Source organism: Haliea salexigens DSM 19537 (assembly GCF_000423125.1).
Classification (GTDB): Bacteria; Pseudomonadota; Gammaproteobacteria; order Pseudomonadales; family Halieaceae; genus Haliea; species Haliea salexigens.
In genome coordinates, this window is sequence record NZ_AUHJ01000010.1 from 1 (window position 1) to 15,050 (window position 15,050).

Consider the following 15,050-nt stretch of genomic DNA (forward strand, 5'->3'; position numbering starts at 1 on the left):
ACCTGCACATCATTCTCGATAATCACAGCGCCCACAAAACGAAAGAGATCAGAGATTGGCTGGAGGCCAGGCCTTACATTCACTTCCATTTCACGCCGACCAGTGCCTCCTGGCTGAATGCAGTAGAGGGTTGGTTTGCCCAGCTTGAACGGCGCGCCCTCTACCGCGGAGTTTTCACCAGCGTCCCAGAGCTCAAAGCAGCATTACTCGACTTTATTAAAGTCCACAATCGCACGTTGGCCAAACCGTTCAAATGGACCAAGGATGCGAAGGGTATCCTCGCAGCCGTTGATAGAGCAAAGAATGCGTTACCTAATTAATCAAGCGTCCCACTAGCGATGGCAGTGTGTATGCTCCTTACGCTCCAATCCAGCGCCTCGCCTGAATGGAGACGGGTGCGTTTGGCGTGCAGGTGTTGCCGGATGAGCTTACCCGGTCGTGGCCCCATTGCGACACGAGGTCTTGCGAGTGCCGCAGCACACGGTCGACCGAAGGTATTTGACGTCTGATATCCCGGTTAGCGGTCATTGCACATGGCCTCAGCTGAGCCCCTCGATTTTAAGCGAAAAACGGATGTATGCCACTCATGCGAATCCGGCATGGCTTTGCTTGCCACGTCATTCGATATTCTGCACCTGCTCCCGCATCTGCTCGATCAGCACCTTGAGCTCCACCGCGTTGTGGGTGCTGCTGCTGGCAATGGATTTCGAGGACAGGGTGTTCGCCTCGCGGTTCAGCTCCTGCATAAGGAAATCGAGCCGGCGCCCGCAGGGGCCCCCTTTATCCAGGGTGCGCTGCACCTCGCCGATATGTGCCTGTAAACGATCCAGTTCCTCGTCGACATCTGCCTTCTGTGCCAGATACACCAGCTCCTGCTCCAGACGGCCTGGATCAATTTCAACCTGCAGCTCGGCCAGGCGCGCCTGCAGCCGGGCCCGTTGCCGCTCACGCAGGGCGGGCACCAACTGCCGAGTGGCCAGGGTAGCGGCTTCCACCTGCGTCAGGCGCTCGCGAATCACCGCCGCCATCTTGGCCCCTTCCCGGGCGCGGTTTTCCAACAGGCTGGTGAGTGCTGCCTCGAATAGCGCAGTGGCGCCCTGCAGCAGCGCCGTTTCGTCGATCTCCGCCGTGGCGCACACGCCGGGAAACTGCAGCAGTTCCAAGGGGTTGACGGCCTGTGCATCGGGCAGCAAGGCGCGCAGTTCGGTCGTGGCGCCGAGCACCTGCTGTAGCCGTGCGCGGTCGATTTCCAGCGTGGCGGCCTGCGCGCCGCCGGCCTGAAAGCGGAACTGACAGTCGAGCTTGCCGCGCGACAGGCGTGCCGCGGCGCGATCCCGCAGCCGCGTTTCGGCATTGCGCAGCGCCTCGGGTAGTTTGAAGCTGCAGTCGAGATAGCGGTGGTTTACGGTGCGCACTTCGGCGATCAGCTCACCACCGCTCACGCTGGCGCTCTCCCGGGCGAATGCGGTCATGCTGTAAATCTCTGCCACGTGCCTGCCTCGCATACTGTGTTAGCGGGCAGTCTAGCAGCCTCTGCGGAAGGCTCACACCGGCGTTCCCCGGGCGGTAACACCTGCGGTCGATTGCGGCCTGTACTGAGCCTGCTCTGCAGGCGGCTTGCGGCTCGCGTATACTGCGCTCCCCATTGACCGGAGACTCCCCATGCAACGACCCAGCGGCCGCGCGCCTGACGACCTGAGAACAGTCACCCTTACCCGGGATTTCACCTGCCACGCAGAGGGCTCTGTGCTGGTCGAGTTTGGCGCCACGCGCGTTATCTGCACAGCCTCGGTGGAGCCGGGCGTGCCGCGCTTCCTGCGCGGCACCGGCAGTGGCTGGGTGACCGCTGAGTACGGTATGCTGCCGCGCTCTACAGGATCGCGCATGGATCGTGAAGCGAGCCGCGGCAAGCAGGGTGGCCGCACGCTGGAAATCCAGCGCTTGATCGGTCGCTCACTGCGCTCCGCCGTCGACCTGAAAAAGCTGGGGGAATTCACCATCACGGTCGACTGCGACGTGATCCAGGCCGACGGCGGCACGCGCACGGCGGCCATTACCGGCGCCTGTGTGGCGCTGGTGGATGCCCTGAACCACCTGCAACGCAAGAAGTTGATTACCACCGACCCGCTGTTGCAGATGGTGGCGTCGGTGTCCGTCGGTGTGTTTCAGGGTGAGCCGGTACTGGACCTGGACTACCGCGAGGACTCCCGCGCCGACACCGACATGAACGTGGTGATGGGCGAGGACGGCGGTTTTATCGAAGTGCAGGGCACCGCCGAAGGGCAGCCGTTTCAGCGCAGTGAGATGAACGCCATGCTGGACCTGGCAGAGAGCGGCATTCGCGAGCTGTTTGCGGCCCAGAAGAGGGCGCTGGCGGGCTGACGCGGCTCAGACTTCGATGTCGTAATCCATGATGACCGGGGCGTGGGAGGAAAACACCCGCGCCTTGTAAATGGCGCCGTAATCCACCGCGTACTTCAGGCCCTTGGAAATGATCTGGAAGTCAGTGCGCCAGCCGTTGCTGCCGGGCTCACCGTCCGGCCACCAGCTGAATTCGTCGCGGTCAGAGTTGATCTCCCGGAACGCGTCCACGTAACCGCCATCGAGCAGTTCGTCCATCCATTGCCGTTCCTCGGCCAGGAAGCCGGGAACGGTGCTGTTGCGTTCGGTATCCTGCACGTCGGCCGCGGTGTGCGCCAGGTGCCAGTTGCCGCAGATGATGAACTCGCGGCGCTTGTTGCGAACCTTCTGCAGATGGTTCTGCAGCAGCCCGTAGAATTCTGTCTTGCGCGCCAACTGGTCGGCGTTGCCCGGCTCGGCGTAGGGGGCCAGCAGGCAGCCCACGCTGAGGTTTTCGTAGTCAGCCTGAATGTAACGGCCTTCCATGTCGAAGTCCGCGAACCCCAGCCCGGTCATAATGGCTTTCGGCAGCTTGCGACAGTACACCGCCACGCCATTCGATTTGCCATCGACGTGGTCGTAGAAGTAAGCGTTGTATTCCCGCGGGAAGTAGAGATCGTCGCGCAGGTCGTATTCGGTGCAGCGCAAATCCTGAATGCAGATGAAATCGGCGTCCTGCTCGTTCAGCCAGTCATAAAATCCGTTACCGGCGGCGTTCTGGATGCCGTCGGCACTGAAGCTGATGATCCTCATTCTTGGCCCCTTGCTGAGAGAGCGTGTATCATTAAAGCGCCATGATACCGGCGTCGTGGGGCAAGCATAACCCCAATCTGGCCAATTCGCAGCCTTTACTCCCGCTCGGAGTTGTAAATGAACGCATATCAGCAGGAGTTCATCGAGCTCGCCCGTCGTCACGATGTCCTCAAGTTTGGTGAATTCACCCTCAAATCGGGTCGCGTCAGCCCCTACTTCTTCAATGCCGGCGCGTTCGCCAGTGGCGCGGCGCTGGCCACGCTCGGTCGTTGCTATGCGCAGAGCATCGTGCAGGCCGGGATTGAATTCGACGTATTGCTCGGGCCGGCCTATAAAGGCATCCCGCTGGCCGCCGCGACGGCCGTGGCTCTCGCGGACCACCACGGGCGCGACGTGCCTTTTGCCTACAACCGCAAAGAGGCAAAAACCCACGGGGAGGGCGGCACGCTGGTCGGTGCACCTTTGCAGGGGCGCGTGCTGGTGATCGACGATGTAATCACCGCCGGCACTGCCGTGCGTGAGGTCATCGGCATGATCGAAGCGGCGGGGGCCAGCCTGGCCGGTGTGGCCATCGGTCTCGACCGGCAGGAGCGCGGCACGGGAACGGCCTCTGCCATCCAGGAGCTTGAGCGGGAGCAGGGCATTCCGGTACTCAGCATCATCAACATGGGCCACATTATCGATTATCTGCAGGCGGCGGGCGATCCCTACACTGAGGTGCTGACCGCCATGCGTGCCTACCGACAACGTTACGGCGTGTGACTTGTTGCGTCGGCTGGCAACCTCTATATTGAACGCCATGAAAAGACCGGTCCTTATGCAGCTTGTCGGCGCGGCCCTGTTCACTTGCCTGGTGGCCCAGGCGACTGCACAGGGTGGCAACCTGTACCGCTACCGCAATGACCAGGATGTCGTCGTGGTGGATGACAGCGTGCCGCCGGAGTTCGTCGCGCGCGGCTATGAAGTGCTGAACGAGCGCGGCGCGGTCATTCGCGTGGTGCCCAGGGTACTCACCCCCGAGGAGCTCGCCGACGCCACCCTGCAAACCCGTCTGGAAGAGGCGGCGGCGCGTGAAGAGCAGCGGCTGCGCAAGTGGGACCAGACACTACTGCTGCGCTACAGCTCCATCGAGGACATCGAGGCACACCGCGACCGCGCACTCGCCGACCTGCGCCTGCGCGTAGGTATCCTCAAAAGCAACCGCCGCAATTTCAAACAGCAGATCGAGAACTACCAGTCCCAGGCCGCCGATCTCGAGCGCCGTGGCTACGAAGTCGACGAGGCGCGGCTCAAGGCCATCGCCAGCCTGCAAAAGGAACTGGCCGCAACCGACCGCCAGATCGCCGATCGCAATGTGGAAGTGGAAGAGGTTCGAGCCAGCTTCGAGGCGGACATCGAGCGTTTCAAGATGCTGGAAGAGGCGGTGCGTTTGCGCCGCGAACTGAGCTCCAGGGCCGCTCAGGCCGATTAGTCGGGGGCGCCAAGTCGGGGGCGCCAAGTCGGGGGCGCCAAGTCGGGGGCGCCAAGCCTCGCAAGCCCCAAATCCCAACGGTCACGAATTTGTCGCATATTTGCGCTTGCACTTTCAAGTTAATGTGTAGTGCTTGAAGTGAAGTTGACAAAAAGATGCGAGGCAAATCCAATGCACCGAATAATAAAACGCGCGGGGCTCTGCCTTGCGTTTCTGGTGGCGGCGTCCACCGGCTCGGCCCTGGCGGCTGATAAACCGAATATCCTGGTGATCTGGGGTGACGATGTCGGCCAGTCCAATATCAGTGCCTATACCCGTGGCCTGATGGGCTACAAGACACCGAACATCGACCGCATTGCCAACGAGGGCATGCTGTTCACGGACTACTACGGTGAGCAGAGCTGCACCGCAGGGCCGCGCCTCATTCATCATGGGCCAGTCGGTATTTCGCACCGGGCTGTCCAAAGTGGGCCTGCCGGGTGCCGAGCTCGGCATGCAGGAAGAGGACCCGACCATTGCCGGTCTGCTGAAAAACCACGGCTACATGACCGGCCAATTCGGTAAGAACCACCTTGGCGACAAGGATGAGCACCTGCCGACCAATCACGGTTTCGATGAATTCTTCGGTAACCTGTACCACCTGAATGCGGAAGAGGAGCCTGAAAACGAGGATTATCCCAAGGATCCCGCTTTCCGCGAAAAGTACGGTCCGCGCGGTGTCATCCGCTCTTACGCTGACGGTCGCATCGAAGACACCGGCCCGCTGAGCAAGCGGCGCATGGAAACCGTTGACGATGAAACGGTTGCCGCGGCGAAAGACTTCATTACCCGCGCGGTGAAAGCCGATACGCCCTTCTTCGTCTGGTGGAGCGGCACGCGCATGCACTTCCGCACCCATGTCAGCGACGAAAAAATGGCGATGGTGAAGAAGCAGTATCCCCACGCGGATGAATACACCGCTGGCATGATCGAGCACGATATGCATATCGGGGAGTTCCTCACGTTGCTCGATGAACTCGGTGTAGCCGACAACACGCTGGTTTTTTATTCCACCGACAATGGCCCCCACATGAACACCTGGCCGGATGCGGCGATGACGCCTTTCCGCGGTGAGAAAAACACCAACTGGGAAGGTGGCTGGCGGGTACCCGCCGCAGTGCGCTGGCCCGGCAAGATCCCTGCTGGCAGCGTCTCCAACGACATCATGCACCACATGGATTGGCTGCCCACCTTTCTGGCGGTAGCGGGAGAGCCTGATGTGAAGGAGAAACTGCTCAAGGGGCACCGTGCGATCAACCGCAAGTACAAGGTGCACCTGGATGGCTATAACTTCCTGCCCTTCCTCACCGGTGAAGCCGAAACCGGGCCGCGTCGTGAGATATTCTACTTCTCCGATGATGGTGACCTGACGGCCCTGCGCTACGACGTGTGGAAGCTGGTGTTCCTGGAGCAGCGCATCGCGCAGACGTTGCAGGCGTGGCAGGAGCCCTTTGTGGAACTGCGTTTGCCTTACATATTCAACCTGCGCCGCGACCCCTACGAGCGCGCCCAGATCACCTCCAACACTTACTATGACTGGATGATAGACAGGGCCTACCTGTTGGTGCCCGCGCAGGACTACGTAGCGCAGTTCCTGGCGACCTTCAAGGAGTACCCGCCACGTCAGAAAGCCGCCAGCTTCTCGCTGGACCAGGTAATGGAAAAGCTGACGACGCCCGCCGGTACGCCCTGAGGCCGTTGATGAGAACCCCGCGGGCGCAAGTCCGCGGGGTTTTTTTATGAGCGCTGTTTGACGAGCGCCTGGCTAGCTGGCGGCGGAGCCCGTCTGGCCGGCGAGGGGTGTGCTGATTGCCTGGCGGAAAAAACCGTTGAGCAGCAGCGACCACTGTTCCTGCCAGTTCTCGGTGGGTGAGCGGGTGAAGCCGCTGCGCACGAACTGCGCGATACGCCCTTCGGCGGTAGCCATGAGCAGGTTGGCGGCGGCGGGCAGTGGTATGACCGGGCGCAGCCCCTCGCGCAACTCCGCCTCCCGCAGCACCTGTTTCAGCTGTGTTTCGTAGCGGTCAAAAAGCTGTGCCACGCGCTGGTGCAGGCGATCGTTTTCCCCGGCGAGGGCATCGCCGGTGAGTATGCGGGTAATGCCCGGGTTGCGTTCGGTAAAGGCCAGCAACAGCAGCAACATCTTCTCGCAGCGCCTGGCGACGCCGGGTTCCTCAGTGAGGATGAGGTTGATGCGGGAAAACAGTGTGTCTTCAATAAACTCGATCAGCCCCTCAAACATCTTTCCCTTGCTGGGAAAGTGGCGGTAGAGAGCGGCTTCGGACACACCGACTTCACGCGCCAGACCGGCGGTCGTGATGCGATTGCCAGGGCTGGCCTCCAGCATCTGGGCAAGGGCTTCCAGGATTTGCTGACGGCGTTGGGATTTTTTCGGCGGCATGTCGCTCACGATCGATGACGGGTGCCCTAATGCTATCGACTCACCGGGGCGGCTGCAACACGCGAAACGTTCTGGCGCCCCGGTTTACCCCGCGCGGCCGGTAATCAATGTGCCGATGCCAGTGTCGGTGAAGATCTCCAGGAGCACCGCGTGCGGCACGCGGCCGTCGATGATGTGCGCACTCGCCACGCCGGACTTGACTGCATCCAGTGCGCAGCCGATTTTCGGCAGCATGCCGCCGCTGATGGTGCCATCTTCGATCAGCCCGTCCACCTGTTGCGTACTCAGCCCGGTGAGAATGTTGCCCTGTTTGTCCAGCAGACCAGAGACGTTGGTGAGCAGCATGAGTTTTTCCGCGCGCATAACCTGGGCGATTTTGCTGGCTACGAGATCGGCGTTGATATTGTAGGTGTTGCCGGCATGGTCCACGCCAATGGGTGCGATAACGGGAATGAAGTGACTACCCAGAATCACATTGAGCACTTCCGTGTCGATCTGGTCGACTTCACCCACGTGGCCTATGTCGATGATCTCCGATGCGCCGAGTTCGGGGCTGTAGCGGTTTACGGTGAGTTTGCGCGCGCGAATCAGCTGGCCGTCCTTGCCGGTGACACCAATGGCCTTGCCGCCGGCGCGGCTGATGGAGGAGACGATCTCCTTGTTCACGCTGCCGCCGAGCACCATTTCCACCACGTCCATGGTTTCGCTGTCGGTCACCCGCATGCCGTTGACGAACTCGGTGTGGAGGTTGAGTTTCTTCAGCAACTCGCCAATCTGTGGGCCACCGCCATGCACGACTACAGGGTTCATGCCGACCAGCTTCATCAGCACTACGTCCCGGGCGAAGATCTCGTGCAGCACCGGGTCCACCATGGCATTGCCGCCAAATTTCACCACGATGGTCTTGCCGGTGAAGTGCTGGATATAGGGCAGCGCTTCGGTCAGTACCTGGGCGATGTTAAGAGCGGATTCACGGTCGAGCGACATAGTCTTTCCTGCGGCGCACTCTGGGCGAGCGGAGTAGGTATCGGGTTATTCGGGGAGGCTGAGCTGTGGCGACACCACGGCCATCTGGTCCCGGAAATCAGTCATGATAGCGCGCAAGCGCTGCTCTGTGGAGGCCTCGAAGCGGGCGGTGAGCGCGGCTGACGTGTTGGATGCACGCACCAGACCCCAGCCGTCGTTGAAGTCGACGCGCAGGCCATCGAGCGTGTTCACCTTGCCCTCCGGGAAGTAGGCGCCATCCACAAGCTGTTGTACCAGTGCGAACTTGTCGTCATCCGGAACCGGGATGAGAATCTCCGGCGTATTTGCCGATTGAGGCAGGGCATCGAGCATGTCGTCAAGGGTCTGGTTCTGGTTGCTGAGTATTTCCGCGAGGCGCACGGCCGCGTACATGCCGTCATCAAATCCATACCAGCGTTCGCCGAAGAAAATGTGCCCGGAGAATTCGCCGCCGAGCATCGCGCCCGTTTCCAGCATCTTTTCCCGCATGAAGGCGTGCCCGGTTTTCGACAGCACAGGCCGCCCTCCGTGCTCGACAATCAGCTGCCCCAGGTTGCGGCTGCACTTCACGTCAAATACCACGTCCGTACCCGGATTGCGGGATACGACGTCTTCGACATAGAGCATCATCAGCTGGTCCGTGCGCAGTATCCGGCCGGAGCCCGTCACCACGGCAATGCGGTCACCGTCACCATCGAAGGCAACACCCAGATCGGCGTGGTTGTGACGCACGGCCGCCGCGAGGTCGGAGAGATTTTCCTCGCGGCTGGTATCCGGGGAGCGGTTCGGGAAGCGCCCGTCAATTTCGCAGTACAGTTGCAGGACATCACAACCCAGCTCTGCGAACAGCTGCGGCGCGATGTCGCTGGTGGCACCGTTGCCGGCGTCCACCACCACTTTCAGCGGAGCGGGCAGCGTGATGTCGCTGATAATCTCCTCGAGGTAGGCGGGCAGTGGATCGGCTTTCGATGCCTTGCCCCGGCCTTCCCGGAAGTCTCCGGCCAGCGCGGTTTCGCGTAGGCGCTGCATCAGGCCTGTCGTGCTGGGCGCGTTCCTCAGCACTATCTTGAGCCCGTTGTAGGACGCCGGGTTGTGGCTGCCGGTCACCATGACGCCGGAGCGGGTTTGCAGTGTGCGTGTTGCGAAGTACAGCAGTGGTGTGGGCACGACACCGATGTCGATGACATCGCGACCCGTGCTGAGCAGCGCCTTGATCAGGGCAGCTTTGATGCGTGGGCTGGATGTTCGCCCGTCGCAACCTACAATAAGTGCGCTTTCTTTGTTGTCGGCGGCGATGGTGCCCAGCGCACGACCGATCAGGCTGACGGTGGTATCGCCCAGCTCCCGCTCGGCTTGCCCGCGAATATCGTAGGCGCGGAATATCTGTGCCGGCAGGAACTCCTCCGGGTTGATCACGGGGTCGTGGGAGAGATCGGCGTTCTCGAGGTCGACGTGGGTGTCGGCGCTGGCGTGGTCGGGTTCATCCTCGACCAGGGGCGTACGCTGGAACAGCGGATGCATCAGGTGGTTGTCTGACTGACTGTTTCTAGGCTGCTCGGGTTTGTCCTCGTCCTCGTCTTCGTCTTCGTCTTCGTCGAGAGGTGCATGCCCCTTGTGCTCTACCAGCAGTTCGCGCAGGTGCTCCCCGAGGGGAACCAGATGCGGCAGGTGCAGCTGCACCTGACCCCGCAGGCCTGCACCGCGCATGATACGTTCGACATCCTTGGTCAGCAGGCCGGGTATCCGTGCGGCGAGCAGCAACAGGCCACCGGTGATACCGAGCAGAATCAGGGCCAGCAGTAGCAGCACCGGCAGACGGCTGATGTGGAACTGGGCGATGAGGGCATGCGAGGGCGTGAATGCCAACTGCCAACTGGTGTCCGGGACGGTAAATACCACTCGGTACGCTTCGCCCTGTGCCTCGGCGCTGCCTACGGTAATCAGTTCCACACCGTTTTCGACATGGCTCTGCTGCAGGGTCACCTGCCCATTGGCCGGGTCGGCCAGCGCCAGCCAGCGCGGGATAAGCGCCTTGTCGAAGGTCCCAAGGATCACGATCTGTTGCCCCGGCTGGTCGTCAGCGCGCACCAGTTGCGCCATGGAGGTGTAGATCTGGCCTTCGGCGCGATAGGTTTCCGGCTGGCTCGGGTCACCTGCGGTAGCGCGGCGCACCAGGTCGAGCTCAATGTGGTTGCGCAGCTGATGACTGGACCCGCTGAGGCTGGCTGTGCCCAGGTCGCTGAGCAGCAGTGCACGCACCTCGCTGAACTCCGGGAACAGGCGCAGGATCTGCCTCTCCAGCGGCGCTACCGTTGCCTCCTCGGCAACCAGCAGCTGCTGCCCGAGTGCGCTGTCGGCGACCTGCTGCAGGCGTTGGCGCAGGTCCGCCGCGACCTGAGCCAGGGCGCGCGCCTGTTCGCTGGCAATGATATTCACCGCGGCGCGGGTATGCCGATCCTGCAGCCCGGTATCGCGCAGCAGGGCGAGGTAACCGAACCCGAGCAGCACCGGCAGGGTAATGGTCAGCACGGCAATCAGGAGTATGCGGTGCAAGGTCGCTTTGCTGGCGACGACCCCGGCAGCGGTGTTCTTGATGTCTTTAGCCATCCGCTGCCTCCATGCGCTGTGCGATCAGGGCTATCAGCTCGCGTGCAATGGTCGACTTGCTGGCCTGCGGCAGCGCGCAGCTGCCCTGCTGCCAGAACACCGTTACGGCATTCTGGTCACTGTTGAACCCAATGGCCGTATCGGAAACATCGTTGGCGACGATCATGTCCAGTTTTTTACGCTCGAGTTTGCCTCGTGCATACTGCTCAACATCGTGTGTTTCCGCGGCAAAGCCCACGGTGAAAGGCGCCTGCGCATGGCGGCTTACGGACGCCAGAATATCCGTGGTGCGCTCCAGTTCGAGGGTGAGGTGCTCCGCATCCTTCTTTATCTTGCCTGCGGCGGCTGTCGCCGGACGGTAGTCCGCTACCGCGGCGCAGGCGATGAACAGGTCGCAGTCCGTCACCCGCGCGAGGCAGGCGTCCAGCATCTCGGCCGCACTCACAACATCCACACGTTCTGCGTGCTCGGGCGTGGCCAGCTGCACGGGCCCGCTGACCAGGGTTACCTGCGCGCCAGCATCCACGGCCGCAGCGGCCAGGGCATAGCCCATCTTGCCGGAGCTGTGATTGGACAGGTAGCGCACAGGATCGAGTGCTTCACGAGTTGGCCCCGCGGTGATCACAACGCGGCGGCCGGCCAATGCGCCGTTGGCAAACAGCCCGGCAGCGGCCAGCGCGATATTGGCGGGCTGTTCCATGCGTCCGGGCCCCACATCCCCGCAGGCCTGTTCACCCGAAGCGGGGCCTACCAGTGACATGCCCCGGTCCTGAAGCGTGTCGATGTTGGCGCTGGTAGCCGGGTCGCGCCACATTCGCTGGTTCATCGCTGGCGCCACCAGTTTCGGCGCCGCGGTGGCGAGGGCAACAGTGGTCAACAGGTCATCGGCGCGCCCACTGGCCAGCCGGGCAATCAGGTCTGCGGTGGCCGGCGCAATGATGAGCAGGTCAGCCCAGCGCGCCAATTCGATATGCCCCATGCCGAGCTCGGCCTCGGTGTCCAGCAGTTCGGTGTGAACCGGGTTGCCGGAGAGCGCTTGCAAGGTCAGCGGCGTGATGAATTCCTGCGCGCCCCGGGTCATCACGACTCGCACATCGGCGCCGCGCTCCTTGAGTTGGCGGACGAGCTCTGCCGATTTGTAGGCGGCGATGCCGCCGCTGACGCCGAGCACAACATTGCGATTGAAAAGATGTGCCACTGCGGCTACCCAACTGGGACAATAGGTTGTTTTCAGAGGCGAACAATACCATCACGACAGGTGTTTTGACACCGCAGGGCCGAAGCCAGGGAGGGCGTCGCCATGTCAATCAGGAATTGGGCCGCGGGGGAGGGCCCGCGGGACAAGCTGCTGCAGCGCGGCGCGAGGACGCTTTCCGACGCCGAGTTGCTCGCCGTGTTGCTGCGCACCGGGCGCCGCGGTTACTCCGCGCTGGACCTGGGGCGCGACCTGTTGCAGCGCTTCGGCAGCCTGGGCGGGCTGCTGGGCGCAAGCCAGGAAACGCTACTGGAGTATCCGGGATTGGGGTCCGGCAAGTACGCGCTGCTGAAAGCCGGGCTCGAGCTCGCCCGGCGTCACGCGCTGGAACAGGCCCGCGCCGGGAGTGCCCTGTGCAGCCCCCAGGCGACGCGGCAGTTTCTGCAGCATCACCTGGGCGGCCAGCCGCGTGAAGTCTTTACCTGCCTGTTTCTCGACAACCAGCACCGCATACTGCGTTGCGAGGATCTTTTTTTCGGCACGCTGGATGGTGCTGCCGTGTACCCGCGCGAGGTGGCTGTGCGCGCGCTGCAATACCATGCAGCGGCGGTGATTCTCGCGCACAACCACCCCTCCGGCATCGCCGAGCCCAGCCACGCGGACCGGCGCATCACCGAGCGCCTGCAGGCGGCGCTGGGCCTGCTGGATATCCGCGTGCTGGACCACGTCATCGTGGGGCGGGGCCAGAGCTATTCCTTTGCCGAAAGCGGGTTGTTGTAGCGTATACTTCGCAGCCGGTTTCGCTTGCGATACGTGGGGTGTTCTGGTATAAAGTCGCGCTCCGCGCGGCCGGGGTACCCTTTCAGACCCGTTTGGCCACACAAATTCGACAAGTCCCGTGGTATATGGGAGAGGCAATCATGGCAAGAGTATGTCAGGTCACCGGCAAGCGCCCGGTCACAGGAAACAATGTATCACACGCAAAAAACCGCACGCGCCGTCGTTTTTTGCCGAACCTGCACCACCACCGGTTCTGGGTTGAATCCGAGAAGCGTTTTGTCTCCCTGCGTGTTTCCAGCAAGGGCATGCGTATCATCGACAAGAAGGGCATTGACCAGGTGCTGAGCGATATTCGCGCCAGCGGCGTCAAGGTCTGAGCGGCGAAGTCTGAAGGAGAATAGCCATGAGAGACAAGATCAGAATGATTTCGTCAGCGGGTACAGGCCACTTTTATACCACTGACAAAAACAAACGTACCACCCCGGACAAACTGGAAATGAAGAAATACGATCCAGTTGTGCGCAAGCACGTCATGTATAAAGAAGGCAAGATCAAGTAAGCGCGTCTCGCCTCCTGGTACGTAGGGAACCCCGGCCTGTGTCGGGGTTTTTTATGGCCACGCAACATGCCTGAACTACCCGAAGTCGAAACTACCCGTCGCGGTGTTCTGCCCTGGACCGAGGGGCAGCGCGTACTCGCCGTGGACATTCGCGAATCCCGCCTGCGCTGGCCAATACCGGATGACTTGCCACAGCGGCTCTGCGGTCAACATATTACCGCGGTGGAACGTCGCGCCAAGTATCTGCTCTTTCACACCGCCGCCGGCAGCCTGCTGGTGCACCTGGGGATGTCTGGCTCCCTGCGCGTGATCCGCGATAACAGCCCCCTGCTGCGTCACGACCACGTGCAGATCACGCTCGCCAGCGGTGATCGGCTGCGTTACAACGACCCCCGGCGCTTTGGTTGCATGCTATGGCTGGCTCCCGGTGAGTGTCATCCGCTGCTTGCCGGGCTGGGTCCGGAACCACTGTCCGAGGCTTTCAGCGGGGAGCTGCTTCATGCGCGCGCTCGCGGCCGCCGCGGTGCGGTGAAACCGTTTCTGATGGACGGCAAGGTGGTTGTGGGTGTGGGTAATATTTACGCCAATGAAGCGCTATTTCTTGCGGGCATTCGCCCGGATCGCCCCGCGGGCAAGATCAGCCTGGCCCGCTACCAGCGTCTGACGGAGCACGTGAAGCAAGTGCTTACTTCCGCTATAACGCAAGGAGGAACGACTCTGCGCGACTTCGTGGGCGGCGATGGCAAGCCGGGCTACTTCGCGCAGCAGCTCGCGGTCTACGGCCGCGGCGGCAGGCCTTGCACCCGCTGCGCGCGCCCCCTGCAGGAGGTGCGGCTGGGCCAGCGCAGCACAGTGTATTGCGTGGCCTGTCAGCGCTGAACAGGCTACACTCTGGGTCTGTCTGGGTGGGGACGTCCGTCCCGCGGGGGAGTGAACAATGAAAACCAATGACCTTAATCGCCGGCTCGCGTCTGCAGCGTTGGCTGTATGCCTGACGGCACCTCTATTGGCCGTGCCGCAACAGGCTGCGGCGCAAAACGCCGTGGATGAAAGCCCGTCCGCCGGAGCCATGGTGGGGGATCTGCTGATTGCGCGGCCTATCGGCGCGGTGATGACCGTGGGTGGCACGGCCGCCTGGCTGGTCAGCCTGCCCTTTACCCTCCTCGCGGGTCACGCCGGGGAAGCGGCCGAAACGTTGATGGTGGGCCCGGCGGAAGCCACCTTCATGCGCTGTCTTGGCTGTCGTGAAACCGGCTATACCAACAAGGATATCGACCGCAATCGTGCACGCAAGGCCGCCGCCGCGGCTGAAGAAGCCGGCAACTAGCGGAAACGTTCCTGCAGGGCCCGGGCCACCGGCTCGGGCACGAAAGGTGTGATGTCGCCGTTGAGTGCGGCGATCTCACGCACCAGGGAGGACGAGATGTAGGACAGGTGCTCCGAGGGCGTCAGGAAAATGCTCTCGAATTCCCGGTCCAGTGCCCGGTTCATGTTGGCAAGCTGGAACTCGTATTCAAAATCCGCCACAGCGCGCAGCCCGCGCAGCACGCAGCGCGATCCCTGGCTGTGCACAAAATCAATCAGCAGGTTGCTGAAGCCCACCACTTCCACGTTATCCAGATGCTGCAGTGAGGCCTGGCACAGCGCCACGCGCTCCTCCAGGTTGAACAGCGGCGTCTTCTTTTCACTGTGCGCAATTGCCACCACCACTTTGCCGAACAGGCGCGCGGCCCGTTCTGTCAGGTCGACGTGACCGTTGGTGATCGGATCGAACGTGCCCGGGTAAATGACCGTGTGTGAATTCATGCAGGGTGCTCAGCGCTGATAGACCAGCCGCGGA

Annotated in this window: 16 protein-coding genes and 1 pseudogene; 10 read left to right on the forward strand and 7 right to left on the reverse strand. The window is 62.2% G+C overall.

The features are described from left to right. The coding region (locus G533_RS0112090; protein ID WP_205622613.1) for a transposase at positions 1 to 320 on the forward strand (320 nt) is incomplete at its 5' end. A 297-nt stretch (positions 321 to 617) separates the two neighbouring features. On the opposite strand, the gene G533_RS0112095 is transcribed toward G533_RS0112090, so the two are convergent. After that, positions 618 to 1,490: a YicC/YloC family endoribonuclease gene (locus G533_RS0112095; RefSeq protein WP_338035401.1), complete on the reverse strand. Its 873-nt coding sequence runs from the start codon at positions 1,488 to 1,490 to the stop codon at positions 618 to 620. A gap of 172 nt (positions 1,491 to 1,662) precedes the next feature. Between G533_RS0112095 and rph the strand changes: the two genes are divergently transcribed. Beyond that, positions 1,663 to 2,382, forward strand: coding sequence for a ribonuclease PH (gene rph, locus G533_RS0112100; protein ID WP_027950170.1), 720 nt, complete (start codon positions 1,663 to 1,665; stop codon positions 2,380 to 2,382). 6 nt (positions 2,383 to 2,388) lie between these two features. Here rph and G533_RS0112105 read toward each other — a convergent pair whose 3' ends face one another. Beyond that, positions 2,389 to 3,153 (reverse strand): exodeoxyribonuclease III, encoded by a 765-nt coding sequence (locus tag G533_RS0112105; protein ID WP_027950171.1) that lies wholly within the window; start codon positions 3,151 to 3,153, stop codon positions 2,389 to 2,391. Between the two features lie 117 nt (positions 3,154 to 3,270). On the opposite strand from G533_RS0112105, the gene pyrE reads away from it, so the two are divergent. The 3 genes and pseudogenes from pyrE (at position 3,271) to G533_RS21855 (ending at position 6,356) form a co-directional block, all read left to right on the forward strand. Continuing rightward, positions 3,271 to 3,915: an orotate phosphoribosyltransferase gene (gene pyrE, locus G533_RS0112110; RefSeq protein ID WP_027950172.1), complete on the forward strand. Its 645-nt coding sequence runs from the start codon at positions 3,271 to 3,273 to the stop codon at positions 3,913 to 3,915. A 37-nt stretch (positions 3,916 to 3,952) separates the two neighbouring features. After that, positions 3,953 to 4,624: a hypothetical protein gene (locus tag G533_RS0112115; protein WP_240472431.1), complete on the forward strand. Its 672-nt coding sequence runs from the start codon at positions 3,953 to 3,955 to the stop codon at positions 4,622 to 4,624. A 171-nt stretch (positions 4,625 to 4,795) separates the two neighbouring features. After that, a pseudogene (locus G533_RS21855) lies at positions 4,796 to 6,356 on the forward strand (arylsulfatase). Between the two features lie 72 nt (positions 6,357 to 6,428). On the opposite strand, the gene slmA reads toward G533_RS21855, so the two are convergent. From slmA to coaBC, 4 genes are all read right to left on the reverse strand, one after another. Beyond that, positions 6,429 to 7,064, reverse strand: a complete 636-nt coding sequence (gene slmA / locus G533_RS0112125; RefSeq protein WP_027950174.1) for a nucleoid occlusion factor SlmA — start codon at positions 7,062 to 7,064, stop codon at positions 6,429 to 6,431. An 84-nt stretch (positions 7,065 to 7,148) separates the two neighbouring features. After that, a complete protein-coding gene (gene argB, locus G533_RS0112130) occupies positions 7,149 to 8,051 on the reverse strand; it encodes an acetylglutamate kinase (protein ID WP_027950175.1) in 903 nt (300 codons plus the stop codon). Positions 8,052 to 8,096: 45 nt separating this feature from the next. Beyond that, positions 8,097 to 10,676, reverse strand: coding sequence for a phosphomannomutase/phosphoglucomutase (locus G533_RS25140; protein WP_051230278.1), 2,580 nt, complete (start codon positions 10,674 to 10,676; stop codon positions 8,097 to 8,099). Next, positions 10,669 to 11,874, reverse strand: coding sequence for a bifunctional phosphopantothenoylcysteine decarboxylase/phosphopantothenate--cysteine ligase CoaBC (gene coaBC / locus G533_RS0112140; RefSeq protein WP_027950176.1), 1,206 nt, complete (start codon positions 11,872 to 11,874; stop codon positions 10,669 to 10,671). Before coaBC ends, G533_RS25140 begins: the two co-directional genes overlap by 8 nt. A 102-nt stretch (positions 11,875 to 11,976) precedes the next feature. On the opposite strand from coaBC, the gene radC reads away from it, so the two are divergent. The 5 genes from radC (at position 11,977) to G533_RS21865 (ending at position 14,537) form a co-directional block, all read left to right on the forward strand. Beyond that, positions 11,977 to 12,651, forward strand: coding sequence for a RadC family protein (radC, locus tag G533_RS0112145; RefSeq protein WP_027950177.1), 675 nt, complete (start codon positions 11,977 to 11,979; stop codon positions 12,649 to 12,651). Positions 12,652 to 12,791: 140 nt separating this feature from the next. After that, positions 12,792 to 13,028, forward strand: a complete 237-nt coding sequence (gene rpmB, locus G533_RS0112150; RefSeq protein WP_027950178.1) for a 50S ribosomal protein L28 — start codon at positions 12,792 to 12,794, stop codon at positions 13,026 to 13,028. A gap of 26 nt (positions 13,029 to 13,054) precedes the next feature. After that, positions 13,055 to 13,210, forward strand: coding sequence for a 50S ribosomal protein L33 (gene rpmG, locus G533_RS0112155; RefSeq protein ID WP_027950179.1), 156 nt, complete (start codon positions 13,055 to 13,057; stop codon positions 13,208 to 13,210). A gap of 66 nt (positions 13,211 to 13,276) precedes the next feature. Then, entirely contained in the window at positions 13,277 to 14,089 is an 813-nt protein-coding gene (gene mutM, locus G533_RS0112160) for a bifunctional DNA-formamidopyrimidine glycosylase/DNA-(apurinic or apyrimidinic site) lyase (RefSeq protein ID WP_027950180.1), read from the forward strand. Positions 14,090 to 14,147: 58 nt separating this feature from the next. Further along, positions 14,148 to 14,537, forward strand: coding sequence for a hypothetical protein (locus G533_RS21865; protein ID WP_084638968.1), 390 nt, complete (start codon positions 14,148 to 14,150; stop codon positions 14,535 to 14,537). On the opposite strand, the gene coaD is transcribed toward G533_RS21865, so the two are convergent. After that, positions 14,534 to 15,016 carry a pantetheine-phosphate adenylyltransferase gene (gene coaD / locus G533_RS0112170; protein WP_027950181.1) on the reverse strand — a complete coding sequence of 161 codons (483 nt, stop codon included), beginning with the start codon at positions 15,014 to 15,016 and terminating at the stop codon, positions 14,534 to 14,536. The two genes, G533_RS21865 and coaD, sit on opposite strands and share 4 nt — an antisense overlap. Positions 15,017 to 15,050: the final 34 nt, after the last annotated feature.